This window comes from Pseudomonas sp. R45(2017), assembly GCF_002112305.1.
Classification (GTDB): Bacteria; Pseudomonadota; Gammaproteobacteria; order Pseudomonadales; family Pseudomonadaceae; genus Aquipseudomonas; species Aquipseudomonas paraglycinae.
Genome location: NZ_NEHH01000003.1, coordinates 353,794 through 375,651, shown reverse-complemented (window position 1 = coordinate 375,651; position 21,858 = coordinate 353,794). Strand labels below are relative to the sequence as shown.

19 protein-coding genes are annotated in these 21,858 nt (G+C 62.4%); 12 read left to right on the top strand and 7 right to left on the bottom strand.

Features of this window, described 5'->3' with window-relative positions; all coding sequences use genetic code 11:
• The first annotated feature begins 4 nt into the window (after positions 1-4).
• Both tssI and CAF74_RS08910 read left to right on the top strand, forming a co-directional pair.
• Positions 5-2,014, top strand: coding sequence for a type VI secretion system tip protein VgrG (gene tssI / locus CAF74_RS08915; protein WP_085746095.1), 2,010 nt, complete (start codon positions 5-7; stop codon positions 2,012-2,014).
• A 12-nt stretch (positions 2,015-2,026) separates the two neighbouring features.
• The gene (locus CAF74_RS08910; RefSeq protein WP_085746094.1) at positions 2,027-2,569 is read left to right on the top strand and encodes a toxin-antitoxin system YwqK family antitoxin; all 543 of its coding nucleotides are present in this window, start codon (positions 2,027-2,029) and stop codon (positions 2,567-2,569) included.
• Between the two features lie 224 nt (positions 2,570-2,793).
• Here CAF74_RS08910 and CAF74_RS08905 read toward each other — a convergent pair whose 3' ends face one another.
• On the bottom strand, positions 2,794-3,189 hold the full coding sequence (locus CAF74_RS08905) for a DUF4280 domain-containing protein (RefSeq protein WP_007958887.1): 396 nt from the start codon (positions 3,187-3,189) through the stop codon (positions 2,794-2,796).
• Between the two features lie 190 nt (positions 3,190-3,379).
• Here CAF74_RS08905 and CAF74_RS08900 point away from each other — a divergent pair, with 190 nt between their 5' ends.
• Positions 3,380-4,447 (top strand): phosphotransferase family protein, encoded by a 1,068-nt coding sequence (locus tag CAF74_RS08900; protein WP_085746093.1) that lies wholly within the window; start codon positions 3,380-3,382, stop codon positions 4,445-4,447.
• A 38-nt stretch (positions 4,448-4,485) separates the two neighbouring features.
• Positions 4,486-5,253 (top strand): SDR family oxidoreductase, encoded by a 768-nt coding sequence (locus CAF74_RS08895; RefSeq protein ID WP_064380507.1) that lies wholly within the window; start codon positions 4,486-4,488, stop codon positions 5,251-5,253.
• 45 nt (positions 5,254-5,298) lie between these two features.
• Here the strand turns inward: CAF74_RS08895 and CAF74_RS08890 are convergent, their stop codons facing one another.
• From CAF74_RS08890 to CAF74_RS08860, 6 genes are all read right to left on the bottom strand, one after another.
• Complete coding sequence (locus CAF74_RS08890; protein ID WP_256578363.1) at positions 5,299-5,952, bottom strand: trimeric intracellular cation channel family protein; 654 nt, start codon at positions 5,950-5,952, stop codon at positions 5,299-5,301.
• A 901-nt stretch (positions 5,953-6,853) separates the two neighbouring features.
• Complete coding sequence (locus CAF74_RS08880; RefSeq protein WP_084776931.1) at positions 6,854-7,096, bottom strand: DUF1652 domain-containing protein; 243 nt, start codon at positions 7,094-7,096, stop codon at positions 6,854-6,856.
• Positions 7,097-7,276: 180 nt separating this feature from the next.
• Positions 7,277-8,767, bottom strand: coding sequence for a helix-turn-helix transcriptional regulator (locus tag CAF74_RS08875; RefSeq protein ID WP_085746091.1), 1,491 nt, complete (start codon positions 8,765-8,767; stop codon positions 7,277-7,279).
• A gap of 77 nt (positions 8,768-8,844) precedes the next feature.
• On the bottom strand, positions 8,845-9,735 hold the full coding sequence (locus CAF74_RS08870; protein WP_011334794.1) for a LysR family transcriptional regulator: 891 nt from the start codon (positions 9,733-9,735) through the stop codon (positions 8,845-8,847).
• A gap of 6 nt (positions 9,736-9,741) precedes the next feature.
• Positions 9,742-11,949 carry a xanthine dehydrogenase family protein molybdopterin-binding subunit gene (locus CAF74_RS08865; RefSeq protein WP_085746090.1) on the bottom strand — a complete coding sequence of 736 codons (2,208 nt, stop codon included), beginning with the start codon at positions 11,947-11,949 and terminating at the stop codon, positions 9,742-9,744.
• The gene (locus CAF74_RS08860) at positions 11,949-12,413 is read right to left on the bottom strand and encodes a (2Fe-2S)-binding protein (protein WP_085602752.1); all 465 of its coding nucleotides are present in this window, start codon (positions 12,411-12,413) and stop codon (positions 11,949-11,951) included. Before CAF74_RS08860 ends, CAF74_RS08865 begins: the two co-directional genes overlap by 1 nt.
• A gap of 118 nt (positions 12,414-12,531) precedes the next feature.
• Here CAF74_RS08860 and CAF74_RS08855 point away from each other — a divergent pair, with 118 nt between their 5' ends.
• The 8 genes from CAF74_RS08855 (at position 12,532) to CAF74_RS08820 (ending at position 21,747) form a co-directional block, all read left to right on the top strand.
• Complete coding sequence (locus tag CAF74_RS08855; protein WP_085746089.1) at positions 12,532-13,464, top strand: LysR substrate-binding domain-containing protein; 933 nt, start codon at positions 12,532-12,534, stop codon at positions 13,462-13,464.
• 367 nt (positions 13,465-13,831) lie between these two features.
• On the top strand, positions 13,832-14,761 hold the full coding sequence (locus tag CAF74_RS08850) for an amidohydrolase family protein (RefSeq protein WP_007952852.1): 930 nt from the start codon (positions 13,832-13,834) through the stop codon (positions 14,759-14,761).
• A gap of 4 nt (positions 14,762-14,765) precedes the next feature.
• Complete coding sequence (locus CAF74_RS08845; protein WP_085746088.1) at positions 14,766-15,671, top strand: amidohydrolase family protein; 906 nt, start codon at positions 14,766-14,768, stop codon at positions 15,669-15,671.
• 146 nt (positions 15,672-15,817) lie between these two features.
• Entirely contained in the window at positions 15,818-17,203 is a 1,386-nt protein-coding gene (locus CAF74_RS08840; RefSeq protein WP_085746087.1) for a UbiD family decarboxylase, read from the top strand.
• Between the two features lie 11 nt (positions 17,204-17,214).
• Entirely contained in the window at positions 17,215-17,838 is a 624-nt protein-coding gene (locus CAF74_RS08835; RefSeq protein ID WP_129974135.1) for a UbiX family flavin prenyltransferase, read from the top strand.
• Positions 17,835-18,899, top strand: coding sequence for a GTP-binding protein (locus CAF74_RS08830; RefSeq protein ID WP_085746085.1), 1,065 nt, complete (start codon positions 17,835-17,837; stop codon positions 18,897-18,899). The genes CAF74_RS08835 and CAF74_RS08830 overlap by 4 nt, the downstream gene beginning before the upstream one ends.
• A gap of 91 nt (positions 18,900-18,990) precedes the next feature.
• Entirely contained in the window at positions 18,991-20,346 is a 1,356-nt protein-coding gene (locus tag CAF74_RS08825; RefSeq protein WP_085746084.1) for a nucleobase:cation symporter-2 family protein, read from the top strand.
• A 12-nt stretch (positions 20,347-20,358) separates the two neighbouring features.
• Positions 20,359-21,747, top strand: a complete 1,389-nt coding sequence (locus CAF74_RS08820) for an amidohydrolase family protein (protein ID WP_085746083.1) — start codon at positions 20,359-20,361, stop codon at positions 21,745-21,747.
• Positions 21,748-21,858: the final 111 nt, after the last annotated feature.

Genomic DNA, 21,858 nt, shown 5'->3' with positions numbered 1-21,858 from the left:
GCGGATGCCCCGCTCCACCGACAGCAACACTACGCTCTCCCTCACCGCCACCTCGCTGTCGGCGCTTTACCCTGAGTCGCTCTCCGGTGAGGAAACCCTGAACAACCTCGGCGTTCAAACCCTCAACGGATTGAATGACGGTACCTCGCTCACCCTCACCAGCGCCGTTGCCACCCACGTCACCACCACCCTGCACAACGACGCTCAATTGCGCCCGTTCGATGCCTTGGTCGCTGAAATTCGCCAACTGCCTGCCGATGCCACCGCCGAGCGCTATCAGTTGGTTTTAAGACCGTGGCTCTGGTGGTTGACCCTGGCCAGCAACAACCGCGTATTCCAGAACCTCACCACCTCCGACATCGTCACCACAATCTTCAAAGCTCACGGTTTCACCGATTTCAAACTCTCACTGACCGGCAGTTACACCCCACGTGAATACTGCGTGCAGTACGGAGAAACCGATTTCGCCTTCGTCTCGCGCCTGCTGGAGGAGGAAGGCATCTTCTGGTTTTTTACCCATCAAGACGGCAAACACACGCTGGTGCTGGGCGACAGCAACGACGCCTTCGTACAGATTCCCAACGGGCCGAAGGTCAAGTATCTGGGTCAGCAATTGGGTGAGCGCGAGCTGCACGGCATCCGCTCAGGCCAGGTGTGTCTGCAAGCGGTGGCCGGGGTGTACAAGGCGACGGATTACGAGTTCACCACGCCGACCACTTCACTCTATGGCCAGGCCGAAGCCGTGGCCGGACCGCGTTCGATCTACGAGCATCCCGGCGGTTACAACGCCAAGGCTCGAGGCGATGCATTGACCAAACAACGGGTAGACGGGCTTCGCAGTGAAGAGAAACGCTTTGTTGGCGAAAGCGACTGCCGCTGGCTGATTCCAGGCCACTGGTTCACCCTCGACGGCCACGAAGACGCGAGCCTGAACATCGACTGGGTCGTCACTCGGGTGACCCATGACGCCAGCCACGAAAGCTATCGCAATCGCTTCGAGGCGATCCCCAAGGCCACGCCGTTTCGTCCGCAACGCCTCACGCCCAAACCGCGCATGCACCCGCAGACCGCCATCGTAGTCGGCAAGTCCGGCGAGGAAATCTGGACCGACGAATACGGCCGGATCAAGTTGCAATTCCCGTGGGATCGCGACGGCAAGAATGACGAAACCAGTTCCTGCTGGGTGCGCGTGGTGCTGCCGTGGAGCGGCAAGGGCTTCGGCATGCAGTTCGTGCCGCGGATCGGTCAGGAAGTCATCGTGACCTTCATCGACGGGGATCCGGACCGGCCGCTGGTCACCGGTTGCGTGTACAACGGTGATAACGCCCTGCCCTATGCCTTGCCCGCCAACCAGACCCAATCCGGAATCAAGACCCAATCGTCCAAGGGTGGCGGTGGTTTCAACGAACTGCGTTTTGAGGACAAGAAGGACGCCGAAGAGGTGTTCCTGCAAGCGCAGAAAGATCTGAAGATCAACGTGCTCAACGACACCACCGCCACGGTCGGCCACGACGAAACCCTCACGGTGCAGAACGCTCGTACCCGCACGGTCAAGGACGGCGATGAAACCGTGACGCTGGAGAAGGGCAAACGCAGCGTCACGATCCAGACCGGCAGCGACAGCCTCGATGTGAAGGACAGCCGCACCGTGAAAGTCGGCGCCGACCAGAACCACAGCACCGGCGGCAACTACACCGACAAGGTCACCGGCGATTACAGCCTGACGGTGGACGGCAACCTGACGATCAAGGTCAGCGGCACCCTCACCCTGCAAAGCGGCGGCAGTTTCACGATCAAGAGCGATGCAGATCTGGCGACTTCGGCCAGCACTTCGATCACCCAGAAGGCCGGCACCGCCATGACCAATCAGGCCGGCACTTCGCTGGACAACAAGGCCGGAACCACGCTGACCAACGACGCCGGCATCAGCCTGACCAACAAGGGCGCTGCCTCACAGACCGTGGACGGCGGCGGCATGCTGACCATCAAGGGCGGGCTGGTGCAGGTCAACTGACAAGGAGAAGCCATGGCGATCACACCACTGGATCTGCAGCAGGATGACAAACACCTCAAGGGGCGATTGCAGGACGGCCAGCTCGACGGCCCGTTGAACATCAAGGATGACGGGCGCCCGCAGGCGGATCTGAATTACAGCCAGGGCGAATTGCAGGGCACGTCCCTGCTCTATCACCCCAATGGCAAGGTTTCGGCGCAGATGCCGTTTGTGCGTAACAAGCTGCAAGGCATTGCCAGTTTCTACGCGCCCGAGGGCTGGCTGCAGCGCAAGGCCAGCTATCGGCGCGGGTTGTTGCATGGCGAGGCGTTCAATTACTTTCCGGACGGGCAAGTGGCGGAGGCCGAGTTCTATCGCGATGGCGTGCGTGAGGGGCGCTATCAGCGCTTTCATCCCAACGGCAAGCCGGCGGTGGATGCGCGTTATCTGAATGGGCAGTTGATGGAACCGGAGCAAGGGTTTGCCGAGGACGGGCGGCCGCTGGATGCCGATGGCAAACCGATTTCCCGGGTGCGCTGGTGGTTTCGCAAATGGACGGATCCGCAGCAGGCCTGAAAAGCCCCCTCACCCTAGCCCTCTCCCGAAGGGAGAGGGAACCGATCCGGGAATATTGGCGAGTTCCACCGACGTGAAAGATTTGCGCTGAATCCATAATCGCTCGGTCGATCAGGTCGATGTAAGCCGAATGACACCTCGGTCGGCTCCCTCTCCCTCCGGGCGGTCCGACGTTTCGGGAGGGCTGGGGTGAGGGCCATGGATTTAACGACAAGCGAAGAAGCTCAGGGAATCAACATCTGCATCTGCCCCGGCATCACGATCTTGATCACCCCTGCCCAGTTGCACATCAACGTGCTGTTGGCATCGATCGCCGGCATCCCGCCCAGCAGCAGGGTCGGCGCACCGCCGGGGATCCACGGCGTGGCGGTGGCGGGAATGCACGGCATAGGCGTCAAGACGCCCAGCGCCGCAGCCGTGGCTGCGGCGACCATCGGGTTGGCCATGCTCATGCACATGCCGAACGTGGTGACGTTGACCAGCGGAATGTGATCCATGATGTTCGCCGCCGGCATCCCGCCGGTCAGCGTGCGGTTGACCGGCAGCACGTTGAGCACCGCCGGTGCGGCGCCGAAACTGCATTGCAGGGTGGCGCTGGCACAGACTTGCGGGCAGCCCATTTCAAAGCTCCTTCGTGAACAAGGCATACGCGCTAAACCTTAGTCGCCAGCGGCCCGCCGCGCACATTCCCAAAGGTGATTATCGTCCAACACGCTAACCTATAAGACCGAACCGCGCTTGTGACGACCCGAGCGCGCCATTAGATTAGCCAATGATGTCTGGCCTCCAAAATAAGCAGAAGGGATAAGCATGGCGCTTACTGACCAGTCCACCCGTATCCGCTCCGGCGAAGAACTCGATGCCAGCCTGATCGATCCGTACCTCAAGGCGAACATTCCGGGCCTGACCGGCACGCCGCAGATCAGCCAGTTTCCCGGTGGCGCGTCGAACCTGACCTACCTGCTGGAATACCCGGACCAGGAATTCGTCCTGCGTCGTCCGCCGTTCGGCCACAAGGCCAAGTCCGCCCACGACATGGGCCGCGAATTCCGCATTCTCAACCAGTTGCGCGACGGCTTCCCGTATTGCCCGAAAGCCTACGTGCACTGCACCGACGATTCGGTGATCGGCGCCGAGTTCTACGTGATGGAACGGGTCAAGGGCATCATCCTGCGCTCGGACCTGCCGCCGGAACTGGGCCTCGACCCGGCCAAAACCGAAGCCCTGTGCAAGAGCTTCATCGACCGTTTCGTCGAACTGCACCGCGTCGATTACAACGCCTGCGGCCTCGGCGATCTGGGCAAACCGGAAGGCTACGTCGCCCGCCAGATCAAAGGCTGGAGCGAGCGTTACGAAAAAGCCCTGACCCCGGACGCACCGCACTGGGAACAGGTCAAAGCCTGGCTCAACGACAAGATGCCGGCCGATCACCCGACCTCCAGCATCGTGCACAACGACTACCGCTTCGACAACGTCATCCTCGACCCGAAAAACCCGATGCAGATCATCGGCGTGCTCGACTGGGAACTGACCACCCTCGGCGATCCGCTGATGGACCTGGGCAACACCCTCGCCTACTGGATCCAGGCCGACGACCCGGCACCGGTGCAACTGATGCGCCGCCAGCCAAGCCACGCGCCGGGCATGCTGACCCGCCGCGAATTCGTCGACTACTACGCCGAGCGTTCGGGCATCCAGATCGACAATTTCGACTTCTACTACACCTACGGCCTGTTCCGCCTGGCCGGCATCGTGCAGCAGATCTACTACCGCTTCTTCCATGGCCAGACCCAGGACAAACGCTTCGCGCAGTTCATTCACATGAACAAACTGCTGGAGCAGATGAGCCTGCAGGTCATTGCCAAATCCAGCCTCTGATGACGGCGTTATAACAAGGCTTACTACAAGGGAATCCCATGTCCAAGACTCAGTTGTTCGACCTCGACGGCAAGATCGCTTTCGTCTCCGGCGCCAGCCGTGGCATCGGTGAAGCCATCGCCAAACTGCTGGCCCAGCAAGGGGCCCACGTCATCGTTTCGAGCCGCAAACTCGAAGGCTGCCAGCACGTGGCCGACGCCATCATCGCCGCCGGCGGCAAGGCCACAGCGATCGCCTGCCACATCGGCGAAATGGAACAGATCAGCCAGGTCTTCGCCGGGATCAAGGAACAGTTCGGGCGCCTGGACATCCTGGTCAACAACGCCGCGACCAACCCGCAGTTCTGCAACGTGCTGGACACCGACCTCGGCGCCTTCCAGAAAACCGTCGACGTGAACATTCGCGGCTACTTCTTCATGTCGGTGGAAGCCGGCAAACTGATGCGCGAAAACGGCGGCGGCAGCATCATCAACGTGGCGTCGATCAACGGCATTTCGCCGGGGATCTTCCAGGGCATCTACTCGGTGACCAAAGCCGCCGTGATCAACATGACCAAAGTCTTCGCCAAGGAATGCGCGCAATTCGGCATCCGCTGCAACGCCCTGCTGCCGGGCCTCACCGACACCAAATTCGCCTCGGCCCTGGTGAAGAACGACGCCATCCTGAAACAGGCCCTGACGCAGATCCCGCTCAAGCGCGTAGCCGACCCGAGCGAAATGGCCGGCGCCGTGCTGTACCTGGCGAGCGATGCCTCGAGCTACACCACCGGCGTATCGCTGAACGTGGACGGCGGTTTCCTGTCCTGATCCGCTTCTGACGCAAAACAAAAGGCAGCCCAAGGGCTGCCTTTTTCATGCCTCCAGCACCTTCGGCAACTGCCAGCCAAAATGCACCGACAACAACCGCAACAACAAACACGCCGCCCCCGCCAGCAACGCAGCCGCCACCGGCGGCACACCCAGCCTGCGCCCGACAATCAACACCGCCGCACCGACAAACGCCGAACTGGCATACAGATCCGCCTGCAACACCACCGGCACCCGCGCCAGCACAATGTCACGCAGCACCCCGCCGCCGACCCCGGTAATCGTGCCCATCAGCATGGCCACAAACGGCGAGATCCCGAAATTCAACGCCTTCTGCGCCCCGGCCACCGCAAACAACGCCAGCCCCGCCGCATCCAGCACGATCAGCGTCGAACCAGACCAGCCCAGCACCCGCTCATGAAAAACAAATGCCACCCCGCCCATGGCAAACGCCAGCGCCGGATAGCGCCAGTCCGCCACAGCCTTGGGCGGCGTCGCACCGATCAACAGATCACGCGTCACCCCGCCACCGAGCGCAACGATGAACGCAATCACCATCACCCCGAGCAGATCAAGCTGACTGCGCATCGCCGCAATCGCGCCTTCAACCGCAAACACCGCCGTGCCGACCAGATCGGCCACCAGCACAATCCACTCGACCCGCGCCTTCACAGGCGCCCGGCTTATTGAGTGACGCAACGGGTCTTGGTGATGTGTCGAGTCACTTGCCCGTCGGCATACGCATCACCGGCGACCTCGGTATTTTCCATGACCTGACAAGTCCGCTCAGGCGGCGGAGGCGGTGCTGCCGGCGGAGGGGGTGGAGGACTGGCGCAACCACTGAGCAGCACCAGACCGAAAGCCGACAACAACGAAAAACACACGCGTTTCCCAGGATTGTTCATAGGATGACCCGCGATGAATGGAAGAAAACTCCCGTCGCCGAGCAGGACAACGCCCGGTTATGGAAACCGAACCACTCATTCCTTATAGACCAGTGGGGGGTGAGTGCCAGTGAAATGGTGGGATTGGGGGGGGATTGGCTGTCGATTTTGGGCGGAGTTGTTGATTGGATCGTGGATTCTGACAAATCGAGGACAGCCTCAAGATCCAGCCCTCACCCCAGCCCTCTCCCAGAGGGAGAGGGAGCCTACGGGGTTGTTGATTCGAGATACATCGACCTGAACCATCGAGGCGAACTCAGGTTTTGAAGAGCACACACGTCGGCTTCGTGCTCTTCACCACTCACCACGATGAGCGTTAGCTCGAGTACCGCTTTTGATCGCAGGGCCCGTCGGCAGGCTGAGTGGAGGGATTGATCCGGGGGTGGGAGCGAAGCGACCGTTTGGCGAAGCCAAACACATCGAGAGGAGGTGCAGCGAAGCAAACCGTAGGCGATGCCCCCCGGATCAATCCCGGAGCGAAGGAACACCGAGCCAAAGCGAGGTGCCGAACGTCAGGGCAAAGACCTTTTGGTTACTTTTGGGGCGTTTGCCAAAAGTGACCCGCTGTAAGAGCGGAACCGCCAGCCGCAACACCCGAAGAAACGGATACACACCCAAACCCAAAAACAGCATGGTCGGCCCAAAGGCCGCCAAGCTCAACTGGGCGAGCGCAAAGAATTACTCTCAAGCTCATACCGCAACTCACCAATCAAAGCATCCACCGCCTCTGGAGTTCGCAAGGCACCAAGACTCAACCCACTAATCACCAGATCCACCCGCCCCGAAACCGGCTCATAAAGCTTCACAGTCAGCGAATGATCCCCATCCACCACACACTCACAAGCCAACGGCGAAAAACTACGCTCAAGCCGAGCCCGCAACTGCGCCAGATAAATCATCGCGCCAGCTCCACACAACCAGACTCAAAAACCGACAACACATTCATAAAGGGCTGATCCATTTAGCAGGTTCCAAAAAGACACGATCACCAAAAAAATGCATCGCACCTCAACAGACTAAGAACACCCCGCCCGATCAAACACCCGAATTTGCACCCCATAAACTAGTGCATTTGCACCTTACCGCTGCCCCCGACCGCCCCCCGAAAACAACCCACGCTCCCGAGCCCAGACAATCGCCTCGCTTCGACTGTGCACATCCAGCTTCGAATACACCGTCGCCACATGATTGCGCACCGTGTTCGGCGCCAGCTTCAGCCGCGCAGCAATCTCCTTGTCCGCCAGCCCCTCACAGATCAGCGCCAACACATCACGCTCCCGGGCCGTCAGATCGGTGAACGACACGCTCGGCAGCTGCGGCGAGTTGACCTTCTTCACATTGGCCAGCTTTTCGATCAACGTCCGACTGAACCAGGATGCATCCTTCATCACCTCTTCAATCGCCGCCACCAGCTCAAGCTCGGTGCGCTTGCGCTCGGTGATGTCCATCAGCACCAGCAGATAGCACACCGCGTCCTGGATGTTGACGGTGTCGGCGGACATCGCGCACTCCAGCAGCTCGGCGTCTTTCCTGCGGATCCGCATATCGACGCGGTCAACGCGGCCGGTTTTCTCCAGTGCCGCCAGTAACCGGGCGCGTTCCGCCGGTTCATCGATGAAGTCCAGTTGCGCGACGGTCTTGCCGAGCACGTCGTCGCTCTCGTAAGCCAGGGTATCGAGAAAGGCCTGATTGACGTCGATCAGCCGCTGCTCATCGGCGCTGCAAATCAGGATCGGTACCGGCGTCAGGCGAAAGGCCTTGGCGAACCGCTCTTCACTCTGGCGCAGGGCGACTTCGGCCTTATGCCTGAGCTCCATGTCGACAAACGAAAACAGCATGCAATCCTCGTCATTGAGCACCAGCGGCTGCCCCGCGACGATCACCTGTTTAATGCCACCGTCCGGCAATCGCAGCTCGGCCTGCATCTGCGGGATCGTCGCGACATCGCGCAGGCGCTGGATCGCCAGGTCCTTGCGCTCGGCCTGTTCGAGAATATCCAGCTCATAGGTCGAAACGCCGATCACCTGATCGCGGGTGTAGCCGGTCATTTCCAGAAAACCCGGATTGACCTTGATGTAACGCAGATCGCTGAGGCGGCAGATCACCGCCGGCGCCGGGTTGGCGTTGAAGGTTTTTTCGAAGCGCTGCTCGGCGTTGGCCCAGTCGGTGACGTCGCTCATGATCAGCACCAGCGACTCGATGTCGCCGTCGCGATCGGTCAGCACCATGCTGCGCACGCTGTGCACCCAGGTACGTTCTTCATCGCTGCGCGAGGAAACCTCCACCAGCACATCACTGAATGTTTCCCCGGTCGCCACACGGCTGATCGGGTATTGCTCCGGCGTCAATGTGTGGTTGTTGCGATACCGCAGGTTGAAGCGCTCGACGTATTCCCCGGCGTTGTTGCCCAGCTCGCCGATCCGGCTGACGCCATGCATCGCCAGCGCGGCTTCGTTGGCCCAGAGAATCGTCTGGTCGAGCTCCAGCAGAATCACCCCGTCGGACAGCCCGGCAATGATCTGCTGCAACTGACGGCGATTGGTTTCGGTGGTCAGGACGTCCCGGCTCATTGGTTCTCCACAAGTTCGCGCATGTGAAGTTTACGACCGCAGGCGGTTGTGATCGTGCCGGGCAACTTTGTCCCTGATTACCGCGATGAGTGATCGACCAGCTCGCGCAGCGTATCGAGAAACAGCTTGAGCACCGGCGAGGCATCGTCCGCCCGATACGTCGCGTACAGCGGCACTTGCGGCAGCGCCGGGGTCAGGCGCCGGAACACCAGTCCGGCGGGAGCCAACTGCTCGATCGATGCGGGTAACAGCGCCACGCCAAACCCGGCGCGAACCAGACTGAGCAAGGTCTGCACCTCGATCACCTGCTGGCGGATCTGCGGAGTGAACCCGGCCTGAATGCAGCACTGATAGAGAAAATTGGCGAACCGCGACTGCTTCAATTCCAGCGCCACAAACGGCTCCTGCGCCAGATCAGCCGGCGCCAGCACCTCGCGTCGGGCCAGCGGGTGATCCTGCGGCATCACCACATGGATCGGTTCATGGATCAGCAATTCATTGCGCAATTGCGGGTCGTCATAACCGACGCGGAACACGCAGGCGTCGATGCGTTTTTCCTTCAACGCCTTGACCTGGGCCGCCGGGGTCATTTCATGCAAACGCCAGGTCACCTGCGGATAGCGCTCGCGAAACAGGTGCAGCGCCTTGGGCAGCACGCCGACCATCACCGAACTGATCATGCCGATTTCCAGCTCGCCCAGTTGCCCGCGCCCGGTCTGGCGGGTCAGGTCCAGCGCCCGTTCGAGTTGTTCGAACACCAGCGGCGCCTGCTCCTTGAGCATCTGCCCCGCCGCTGTCAGCTCGACCCGATGGTGGCTGCGCTCGAACAGCGGCGTGCCGAGTTCTTCCTCCAGCAAACGGATCTGCTGGCTCAGCGGCGGCTGGCAGATGTGCAGCCGTTCGGCGGCGCGACCGAAGTGCAACTCATCGGCCAGGGCCATGAAGTACCGCAGCAAACGCAGGTCCATGGCGACTTACCCCAGGTTCAGTGGCGTGGAACGCTGACGCACCCCGGTCAGGCTGAACAGCGCATTGGCAATCGCCGGAACCACCGACGGGCTGCCCAGCTCCCCGACGCCGCCCGGTTTGTCCGGCTGGCCGTCGAGCACGAGGATGTCCACCGGCGGCATGTCCGACATGCGGGTGACGCGATAATCGTGGAAATTGCTCTGCACCACTCTGCCCTGCTGGATGTCGAGACGATCGAATAGCGCGTGGCCGAGGCCCCACATCAGTCCACCGTAAATCTGCTCCTCGACCCCGCCGGGCGACACCGCCAGACCGCAATCGACCACACAGGTCAGCTTCTCGACCCGCACCTTGTCGTCCACTTTCGCGACCCGCGCCACCACGGCGATGAAACTGGTGTAGCCCTGATTGGTGGCGATCCCCAGCGCCGTGTCCGGCGGCAGTTTCTGGCCCCAACCGGCGCGTTCAGCGGCCTGCTTCAGCACCGCCACATGCCGTGGCCGCTCCTGCATGTTGACCAGCCGGAATGCCAACGGATCTTCACCGGCCGCGTGGGCCAGTTCATCCATGAAGCTTTCCACGGCGAACACGTTGGGAATGAAGCTCACCGAGCGATACCAACCGCTGGGCACGTTGCTTTCGTGTTTGACCCAGTTCAGCTCCAGGTGCGGCGGACGGTAGGCGAAGTCCCACGCGGTGATCGCTTCGGTGGTGCTGTAATCCATGTGATCCGGACGCTCGAAATAGCCCGGCTCCCACTGTTCCGGCGAGGCAGGCGACACCGCGTGCAGTTGCAGCGCGGTGAGTTTGCCTTGGGCATCCAGCGCGCCTTTTACCCGATGCAGCGTGGCCGGGTGATTGAACAGCGCGTGCATCTCGTCTTCGCGGCTGTTGAGCAGTTTCACCGGCACGCCGGTCTTCTGCGCCAGATACGCGACCTCGAACAACCAGTATTTGGCTTCCCGCGCACCGAAGCTGCCACCGGACACCAGCTCATGAATGGTGACTTTTTCCTTGCCGATGCCGCACACGGTTTGCGCCGCTTCCAGCGCCGACGACGGCACCTGCACGCCACCCCAGTAGGTGATTGCCTTGTCCTTGAGCTGCGCGGTGATGCAGATCGGCTCCAGCGGGTTCTGCACCTTGTAGGGCATGGTGTAATCGGCTTCGAGCAGCTTCGCCGCACCCGGCCATCGTCCCGCGACATCGCCCTGGGCCATGGCTTTGACGGTTTGCGTTGCCGGGTCGCTGATCGCTGCGATCTGCGCCCTGGCCAGATCGGCGCTGTCGAAGCCGGCCAGCGGGGAATCGCTCCATTTGATCTCCAGCAGCTTGCGTCCCTGTTGCGCGGCCCAGAACGTTTCGGCCAGTACCGCGACGCCTTCGAGGTTGCCACCGAGCACGTCCGGCCGACCGGGAATAGCGATCACCTTGCGCACGCCAGGCACCTGCAAGGCTGCCGCCGAATCCACGGCGACAACCTTCGCGCCCACCACCGGTGCGCGCTGAATCACTGCCACCAGCATCCCCGGCAACTGCACGTCGATGCTGTACTTGAAACGCCCGCAAACCTTGGCCGCCGCATCGCGTTTGTGGCGCAACTTGCCGATGTATTTGAACTGCGCCGGATCCTTCAGCGTGACGTTCGTCGGTGCCGGCAGATGCGCCGCCGCGCCGGCCAGTTCGCCGTAGCCGAGGCTGCGTTTGCTCGATGCATGCACGACCCGACCTTCCTCGGTAGAGCAACTGTCGGGGCTGACTTTCCACTGCTGCGCCGCCGCACTGATCAGCAGCACCCGCGCCGTGGCGCCAGCCATGCGCAAGCGATCGTACTCCAGCGACACACTGGTGCTGCCGCCGGTGGAGAAGACTTTCCAGACCGGATGAATGTAGGTTTCGAAGAACGGATCTTCCGGGGTGATGACCTGCACCGTCATCGGGTTCACGTCCAGTTCCTCGGCCACGCACGCGGCCAAAGCCGTCTGGGTGCCGGTGCCGGAATCGTGCTTGTGCACCACCAGTTTCACCGTGCCGTCGGGCAGCACGCGCACCCAGGCGTTGGGTTCGAATTCAGTGGCCGAGGTTTTCGCTTCAGTCGCCGCCGCACCGGAAGGCAGGTACAGCGCAATCGCCAGACCGGACGCCACCGTCACCGCCTGCTTGAGAAACACTCGGCGCGAGGGTTCATGAAGCGTGCCGTCGATGAGGCTCATCACGCCTCCTTCGGCGCATTCGCCGCACGTTTGATCGCTTTGTTGATGCGCCCGTAAGTGCCGCAACGGCAGATATTCCCGGACATCGCGTTGCGGATCGAGTCATCGTTGACCGGTGCGCCGGTGTTGAGCAGTGCGGCGGCGGACATGATCTGCCCGGATTGACAGTAGCCGCATTGCGGCACATCTTCGGCGACCCAGGCCAGTTGCAGCGGATGGTTTTCGCTGGGCGACAGGCCCTCGATGGTGGTGATGCTGTGGCCCGCGACGGCGGCCAGCGGCAACTGGCAGGAACGCACCGCGACGCCGTTCAGGTGCACGGTGCAGGCACCGCACAGGCCCATGCCGCAACCGAACTTGGTGCCGGTGAGTTTCAACTGATCACGCAGCACCCATAACAAGGGCATGGAGGGGGACGCCTCATCCAGCTCGCGTCGTTCGCCGTTAACCGTGAATGCAATCATTGTCAGGCTCCAAAAGAGCGGCCCGTCTTTGTGCGGGCCTGGTGACCGATTATTGGAACCCCCGGCAACGCGCGGCCAGCGACGATTTCTGCCAACCGGTGTAAGCAGGACTAACAACATGTACAAGCGATACCCGTCGGTGCAGTCCATGAGCGCGTTCATCCACGCGGCGCGCAGCGGCAGTTTTTCCAGCGCCGCACGCAAGCTCGACCTGACCCACAGCGCGATCAGCCAGCAGATCCGCGCCCTGGAAGACTTCATCGGCCAGCCGCTGTTCGTGCGCGAAGGCGGCGGCAGCAACCTGACCGACGCCGGGCAGCTGTTTGCCAGCGTGTTGTCGGATGGCCTGGCGCAGATTGACCGCGCGTTGTCCTCGGTGAAAAACCGCAGCGTGGCCCAGCGACTGACCCTGGATGTGGACAGCGAACTGGCGCAGAGCTGGCTCAATCCACGCCTGCCGCAATTGCTCGACGGATTGCCGGATTACGAAGTGACAATCCTGTCGATGCCGCGCAGTGATCGCAGCACGTTCGAGCGGGTAGACCTGTCGCTGCGCTATGGCTATGGCGATTGGGATGATTGCGAGATGACCCAGATTTGCGGGGATCGGGTGTTGGCGGTGGCGTCTCCGGCGTTGCTTGAGCGGCAGGGTTTGCAGGTGCCACTGAGCCCGGCGCAGATTCTTGAACTGCCACTGTTGGGGTATACGCGCAGGTCGTGGATTCCATGGCTGGATGCGGCCGGGATGACACCGACCGAACCGCCGGCGCGGGTGATTTTCGATAATGCGGCGAATCTGATTGCGGCGGCTGAAGCGGGTGTTGGTGCGGGGCTGGTGCGTGGATTACTGGCTGCCGATGCGTTGCGCAGCGGGCGGCTGGTGGCGTTGAACGAGGCGCAGATTGCGGCGCATTACAATCTTTATGCGGTGTGGCCGCATGGGCAGGCTGACCGGGTCGCGCCGGTGGTTGAGATCATCAAACAGTTGGCCCTGAGTACTCTCGAAAACCAACCCTCACCCCAGCCCTCTCCCGGTGGGAGAGGGAGCTGACCGAGGTGTCTTGCGTCATACATCGACCTGAACGACCGAGTCGATTATGGATTCACTGCTGAACTGTCACGTCGGTGTCATTCATCAATATTCCCCGATCGGTCCCCTCTCCCTCCGGGAGAGGGCTAGGGTGAGGGCAGGCTTTTGATCTTCCCCTATATCCCAGAAGTATCACCACCCCACCCAATTAATATTGTACGAACCCTCCCCCGCCTTCCAATACTCGCCTCAAGCAACCACCCACCCGGGCCGGATGCGAACAGGCGAGGGAATGCGCGAGTGCTGCGCATAGAAACGGCCGATTGCCCGGGACGTGGATGCTGTGAGCCGCAAGGCTCCCTTCCCCGCTATCAGGAGATCGACTTCAATGATCATCGATATCAGCTGCTATCCCACGGATCTCGTGGACCTCGCCTGGAGGCATGACGGTGACCCGTTCACCGGCGAGCGTCTGCTGGAGATGATGGATGGCCCGTACATGGTCAACGGCAAGCCTCGCCGCATCGACAAAGCCTTCATCCAGCCGCCGCAGGGCAACACCATCTACACCTGGACCGACGGCGAATTGTCGGGCCGCGAATCCATCGACGCCTACATGGCCTACACCCTGAAAATGGTCCAGACCTACCCGGACCGTTTCATCGGCTGCTTCGTCTACAACCCGCGCTGCGGCGTGGAAAACGGCGTCGAGGCGATCGAGCGTTACGTGAAAGAACACGGTTTCAAGATGGTGCAGATGCAGGCCAACATGCACGCCTACCGTCCTGACCGCGCGCTGGACTGGGTCCGTCCGGCCTTCGAGAAATGTGCCGAGCTGGGCATCCCGGTCAAGCTGCACACCGGCGACGGGCCTTACAGCATCCCGTCGGAATGGGTGCCGATGATCAAGGAGTTCCCCAACGTCGATTTCATCATGGCCCACTTCGGTGTGCAGACCGGCGGCGTCTACGTGTTCGAACCGATGCAGTGGGCGATGGAGCTGCCCAACGTCTATTGCGAGTCCGGCTGGTGCCTGCAATCGCGGATCGTCGAGTTCGCCAAGGTCCTGCCGACCCACAAGATCCTGTTCGGCACCGACACCCCGCCGAACGAACCGGGCATGTGGCTGCGCCTGCTCGAAGTGCTCTGCCACGAGCCGCCGCAGGGCCTTAACCTCGACGAGGACACCCTCGAAGACTACCTGGGCAACAACACCGCACGGATGATCGGCCTCGAGCCGTCCCCGCCGCCGCGTTCCGTTTCCGAAGCAGAGGCGCAACTCAAGCGCCCCGTCACCACCCAACTGGCCAGGAGCTGAACCGATGATCATCGACACCCATCTGCACCCCACCAATCTGGTCGACGAGGCCTGGCGCCACACCGGCGAACCGTTCACCGGCGAGCGCATGCTCAAGCTGATGGACGGCCCGTACATGATCAACGGCAAGCCGCGCCGGATCGACATGGGCTTCATCCAGCCGCCACCGGGCAACACCGGTTATCGCGACGGCAACCGCCGTGGCCGCGAGGGCGTGCGTGACTATATGTCGTATGTCGCCGAACTGTGCGTGAAGTACCCGGACCGCTTCATCGGCAACTTCAACTTCAACCCGCGCTGGGGACCGGAAAACGGTGCGGCAGAGCTGGAATTCCACATCAAGGAATACGGCTTCAAGATGCTCAAGCTGCACGCCAACATGCACGGCTATCGCCCGGATCGCGCACTCGACTGGCTGCGTCCGGCGATGAAGGTCTGCGCCAAGTACAACATCGTGGTGCTGATCCACACCGGTGACGGCCCGTACACCATTCCGACGATGTTCTACCCGATCATCCGCGAGTTCCCGATGGTCAATTTCATCATCGGTCACTTCGGCATCCAGACCGGCGGCAACTACTCGTTCGAGGCGTTCTGGATGGCGATGGACACGCCGAACGTGTACTGCGAATCCGGCTGGTGCTTCCAGTCGCGGATCGTCGAGTTCGCCAAGGAGTTGCCGCGCAACAGGATCGTGTTCGGCACTGACTCGCCGCCGAACGAACCGGGCATGTGGCTGCGCGAGCTGGAAGTGCTGTGCTCGCCGGCGCCGCAGGGCCTGGGGATCGACGAGGATCACCTTGAGGATTACCTGGGCAACAACATCGCCCGGTTGTGCGGGATCGAACCGACCCCGCCGCCCAAGGATCTGGCCGAAGCGGACATTCGTCTGACCACGACCTATCTCTAAACAGGGTCTGACCCGGCTTCAACCCAGCCACACAGCGACTTTACAGGCGCGAAGATGACCCGGCGTTCGCTCGACCGGCAGGCCAACGGCTTGTCGATCGAACGCCAGCCTCACCCCTGCGCGCCTGCTTTTTACGAGGTGAAACCATGACCCGTTCGACGCTCGGCGACTCTCAGGATTTTCACGTATTCATCGACGCCTATCGCCGCCAGTACCCGGACGATGTGCTGACCATCACCCAACCCCTTTCTGCCGATCAGGACGTCACCGCCCTGGTCGATGCCCTCGCCGCCCAGGGTCGCGATCCGCTGCTGATCTGCGAAAACGTCAGCAACCTCGGTGTGCCGGTGGCGACCAATCTGTTCGCCTCCCGTCGGCGCATCGCCCGGCTGTTCGGCGTCAGTGCCGCGCAGTTGCACGAAACCTTCCAGACCCGCGCCAACCAGCCGATCGCGCCGCGCTACGTCGAAACCGGCCCAGTGCTCGACGAAGTCTTCGAAGGCGAAACCCTGGACCTGGCGCTGCTGCCGATGCTCAAGCATTTCGACAGTGATCGCGGCCCGTACATTACCAACGCGATCATCATCGCCGAGGACCCGCAGACCGGCATCGCCAACATGAGCTACCACCGCTCGATGCGTCACGCCCGTCAGGCCCTGGCTACCAGCCTGCACTCGCGCGGGCATCTGTGGCGGATGTTGCAGACCGCCCGCGAACGCGGTGAAGAACTGCGCGTGGCCATGGTGGTCGGCGCGCATCCGCTGTTCATGCTCGCCGCTGCTGCACGGCTGCCCTATGGCAGCGATGAACGCGCGGTGGCCGGCGGGCTGTTCGGTGCGCCGCTGGAACTGGTGAAGACTCCGCGCTACGGCATCGGCGTGCCGGCTTACGCCGAGTTTGTGCTCGAAGGCGCAATAGACCCGACGGCCTATGCCGAAGAAGGCCCGTTCGGCGAGTTCAGCGGCTACTCCTCGGATCGCTCGACCAACAACGTGCTGCGCGTCGATACCCTGTTGCGGCGCAAGGACGCTTGGCTGGTGGACGTGATGGGCGGACGTTACGCCGAGCACCTGACCCTGGCGCGGCTGCCTCGCGAAGCGGAAATGAGCGAGAAGCTCAAGGCACGTTTCCCCGCCGTCACCGCCGTGCATTACCCGAACTCCGGTACGCATTTTCATTGCTACGTGGCGTTGGATCAAAGCCGTGACGGCGAGGCCCGGCAGATCATGCTGGCCCTGCTCGGCTGGGATCCGTACCTGAAAACCGTGATCGCGGTGGACAGCGATATCGACCTCACCGACGACAGCCAGGTGCTGTGGGCACTGGCCACTCACTTCCAGCCGCACCTCGACATCTTCACGATTGACGGTTTGCCCGGCAGCCCGCTGGACCCGTCGTCCTCGGTCAATGGCACCACGTCGCGCATGGGCCTGGATGCCACGCGCGGTTCTGGGTTTGACGGGATCAAGGCACAGCTCGATCAGGACGTGCTCGAACGCGCGCGGCAACTGCTTGAAGGTCTGCCATCGTGAACCGCCAGCGGATGGTGGTCGGCATCAGCGGCGCGTCCGGCTTCATCTACGGCGTGCGCCTGCTGGAGTTGCTGGCCGAGCTGAACATCGAAAGCCACTTGATCATCAGCCGCGCCGCGCTGCTGACCATGGCCCACGAAACCGACTACAAACTGGCCGACGTCACCGCCCTCGCCAGCCATTACCACCGCGCCGACGACGTGGCCGCCGGGATCGCCAGCGGTTCGTTCCGCTGCCTGGGCATGGTGGTCGCGCCGTGTTCAATGAGGACGCTGGCGGAGATCGCCACCGGCACCTCATCGGGGCTGATCGGCCGCGCCGCCGACGTCACCCTCAAGGAGCGCCGCACCCTGGTGCTGATGGCCCGCGAGACGCCACTGACCCTCGCCCACCTGCGCAACATGACCGCTGTCACCGAGATGGGCGGCATCATCGCCCCGCCGGTCCCGGCCTTCTACGCCCGCCCAGACAGCCTGGCGCAAATGGTCGACCACAGCCTCGGCCGCGTCCTCGACCTGTTCGGCCTCGATGCCGGCACTGCGCTGCGCTGGGGTGAAACTCCGGCCCCCAGCCAAATCCAGCCTCACTCCCCTTCATCGTGCACCGGTCTATCAATACCAAGGAGCCTCACATGAACACCCCCTTCAACGCCCCGACCCCGAACACCAAAATCCCGGTCACCATCCTCACCGGGTTCCTCGGTGCCGGCAAAACCACCCTGCTCAATTACATCCTCAAGGAGAACCACGGTCGCAAGATCGCGGTGATCGAAAACGAGTTCGGCGAAGTCGGCATCGACGGCGATCTGGTGCTCAGTTCCGAGACCGAAGAGATCTACGAAATGGTCAACGGCTGCGTCTGCTGCACCGCCGAAGTCCGTGAAGACCTGGTGCGGATCGTCCGCGAACTGGTGGCGCGTCCGGTGCGGCTCGACCACATCCTGATCGAGACCAGCGGCCTGGCCGACCCGTACCCGGTGGCCCAGAGTTTCTTCATCAACGACCCGATCGCCGAGGAAGTCGAGCTCGACGCCATCGTGACCATGGTCGATGCCAAACACATCGCCCAGCATCTGGAAGATTTGCAACTGGACGGCGTCGACAATCAGGCGGTGGATCAGATCGTCTGCGCCGACCGCATCGTCATCAACAAGGTTGATCTGGTCAGTTCCGAAGAGGTGGAAACCCTGCGCGGCAAGATCCGCGGATTGAACGCCACGGCGGATCTGGTGACCTCGACCCACGCACAGATCGACCTGTCGAAGATCCTCGGCATCGGCGCCTTCGAATGCACGCAGAAGCTGATGGAAATCGGCGCGTATCAGCACGATCACGATCACCACGAGCATGACCATCACGACCATGACCATCACGCTGAAGAGCCCGATCACGAGCACGACCCGAGCGTGTCCTCAGTGGGCATCGCCGTGGACGGCGCAGTCAACCTGATGGCCTTCCACCGCTGGATCAGCGAGTTGCGCAGTTCCCAAGCCGACAACCTGTACCGCATGAAAGGCGTGCTGGCGGTGGCCAACGAAGACCAGCGCTACGTGCTGCAAGGCGTGCACAGCCTGGTGGAGTTCCGCGCTTCGACCGCGTGGGGCAGCGAGCCGCGCTCAAGCAAGATCGTATTCATCGGCCGCGACCTGGATCGAGCGGCGCTGAACCAGGGCTTCGCCGCCTGCCTGGCCGGCTGAAACCCGGCATCGGAGCCGGTGGATGGCGGTTCCGGGCACACAGAACGAATACCCCTCTGTACCGAATAACAACAGCTAGAGGTGATTCCCCATGTCGTCAGCCAGTTCCTCCTCCACCGTCCACCCTGTCGACCGCGTCTTGCCGGTGCGACAGATGCTCACCCTCGGCCTGCAGCACATGGCCGTCTCGTACATCGGCGCCATCGCCGTGCCGTTGATTGTTGCCAGTGCCTTGAAGATGTCCCACGCCGACACGGTGGTGCTGATCAGCACCACGCTGTTCTGCTCCGGCATCGCCACCCTGTTGCAGACCGTCGGTTTCTGGAAGTTCGGCGTACGCCTGCCGATTCTGCAAGGCGTGGCGTTCAGCAGCGTCGGGCCGGTGATCGCCATCGGCAGCAACCCGGAGGTGGGGTTCTCCGGGGTCTGCGGGGCGGTGATCGGTGCGGGGATTTTCACCATGTTGATCGCGCCGTTCGTGGGCCGCTTGCGACGGTTTTTCCCGCCGGTGGTAACTGGCTGCATCGTCACGGTGATCGGTCTGCAGCTGTTCCCGATTGCCTATGAATGGGTCGGCGGCGGGCGCAACGCGAGCAACTTCGGCGCGCCGGCGTTTCTCGCCGTGGCCGTGGTGGTGTTGCTGACCATCCTGCTGGTCAACCGCTATGGCAGCCCGTTGCTGCGCAACATGGCAGTGCTGGTCGGGATGCTGGTGGGCGCCGGTCTGGCTTACGGTCTGGGCATGGGCAACTTTCACAGCGTCGAGGACGCGCCGTGGCTGACCGTGCCCTATCCGTTCTACTTCGGCTTGCCGACCTTCAGTCTGATCCCCATCGCCACCATGGTGGTGGTGATGATCGTGCAGATGGTCGAATCCATGGGGCTGTTCGTGGCCATCGGCGACATCGTCGACAAACCGGTGGAAGACAAACAGGTGATCAACGGCCTGCGCGCCAATGGCCTGGCCAGCACCATCGCCGGGATGTTCGCCGCGTTTCCGTTCATTGCCTTCATGGAGAACGTCGGTCTGGTGATCCTGACCGGCGTGCGCAGCCGCTGGGTGGTGGCGATCAGCGGTCTGTTGATGTGCTCGATTGCGCTGGTGCCGAAAGCCGGGGCGATCATCGCCTCGATGCCGACCGCCGCGCTGGGCGGTGCCGGCATCGCGATGTTCGGCGTGGTCGCGGCAGCGGGCATCCAGACCCTGGCCAAGGTCGATTACGAACGCAATCGCTACAACGTGCTGATCGTCGGTTTCACCATCGCCGCCGCCCTGGTGCCGGTGCTCGCCCCGACCCTGTTCAAACAACTGCCCGAGTGGTCACAGCCGTTCCTGCACAGCAGCGTGGTCATCGCCTGCCTGGTGTCGGTGCTGCTCAACGCGGCGCTCAACGGCGTCAGCGTGCCAGAAACCACACCCGGCAAATCCGCCTCGCACATCCTCTGACTGGAGCTGCCCATGACTCAACTTCAAAACATCCTTATCAAGCACCCGGTCGCGGTGATGACCGGCCTGCGCGGCCCCCGTGCCCGGGCCGGCGCGGTGGACATCCGCGTGGTCAACGGCCGGATCGCGGAAATGTCCGCCAACCTTGAGCCGCAACCCGGTGAGCGAGTGATCGACGCGCGAAATTCGGTAGTCTACCCGGGCTGGATCAACACCCACCATCACCTGTTCCAGAACCTGCTCAAAGCCGTGCCCGAAGGCTTGAATCAGGACCTGCAAGGCTGGCTGGCCAGCGTGCCTTATCCGCGCCTGAACCGCTTCACCCCGCAACTGGCGCGGATCGCCGCACGGCTGGGGATGGTCGAACTGCTGCTGTCCGGCGTCACCACCTGCGCCGATCACCACTACCTCTACCACGCCCACGGCAGCACCGAGACCGGCGACCTGCTGTTCGACCTCGCCGAGGAATTCGGCCTGCGCTTCGTGCTCTGCCGTGGCGGCGCACTGGAGTCGGCCAGCGCGCACCCGGGCTTCTCGAAAACCGCGCTGCAACCGGAATCCCTGGAGCAAATGGTCGGCGACATCGAACGGCTGAAATCGCGCTACCACCAGGACACCCCGGATGCCTTGCGTCGGGTGGTCGTGGCGCCTACCACGCCGACTTTCTCGCTGCCGCCAACGTTGTTGCGCGAACTGGCGCACACCGCCCGAGGCATGGGATTGCGCCTGCACACGCACCTGTCTGAAACCGAAAACTACGTGAACTTCTGCCGCGACAAGTACAACTGCCTGCCGGTGGAATTCGTCGCCGAACACGAATGGCTCGGCCCGGACGTCTGGTTCGCCCACGCCGTGCACCTGCAACCGGGAGAAATCCGCATGCTCGCCCAGACCGGCACCGGCGTCTCCCACTGCCCGGTGAGCAACGCCCGGCTGGGCAGCGGCGTCGCGCCGATCCCGCAAATGTATGAGGCCGGCGTGCCGATCTCCCTCGGCGTCGACGGCGTAGCTTCCAACGAATCCGGAAGCATGGTCGGCGAAGCCAACACCGCCTGGCTGATCCACCGCGCCGAACAAGGCGCCTCGGCCACCACCGCCGAAGACGTCATCCACTGGGGTACGGCCGGCGGCGCGCAAGTGCTCGGCCTCGGCACGGTCGGTACGCTGGAAGTGGGTCAGGCAGCGGATCTGGTGATCTACAGCCTCGACCACCCACGCTTCTACGGCTTCCACGACAGCGCCGTCGCACCGGTCGTCGCGGGTGAGCCGATTGCCGTGAAATACAGCCTGGTGGGTGGGCGGATTGTCGTCGACAACGGCGTGATTCCGGGGCTGGATATCGAGCGGATGCGGGCCGAGGCCTGGGAGGGTGTGCAGGCGATGATGAAGGTCGACGATTAACCCAAACCCACTGCACAACCCTGTGGGAGCTGGCTTGCCAGCGATGGCGGACTTTCAGTCGACCGTGTAAACAGGCAGTAAAAAGGAGAGCTGGCAAACGCCATGCTCTCC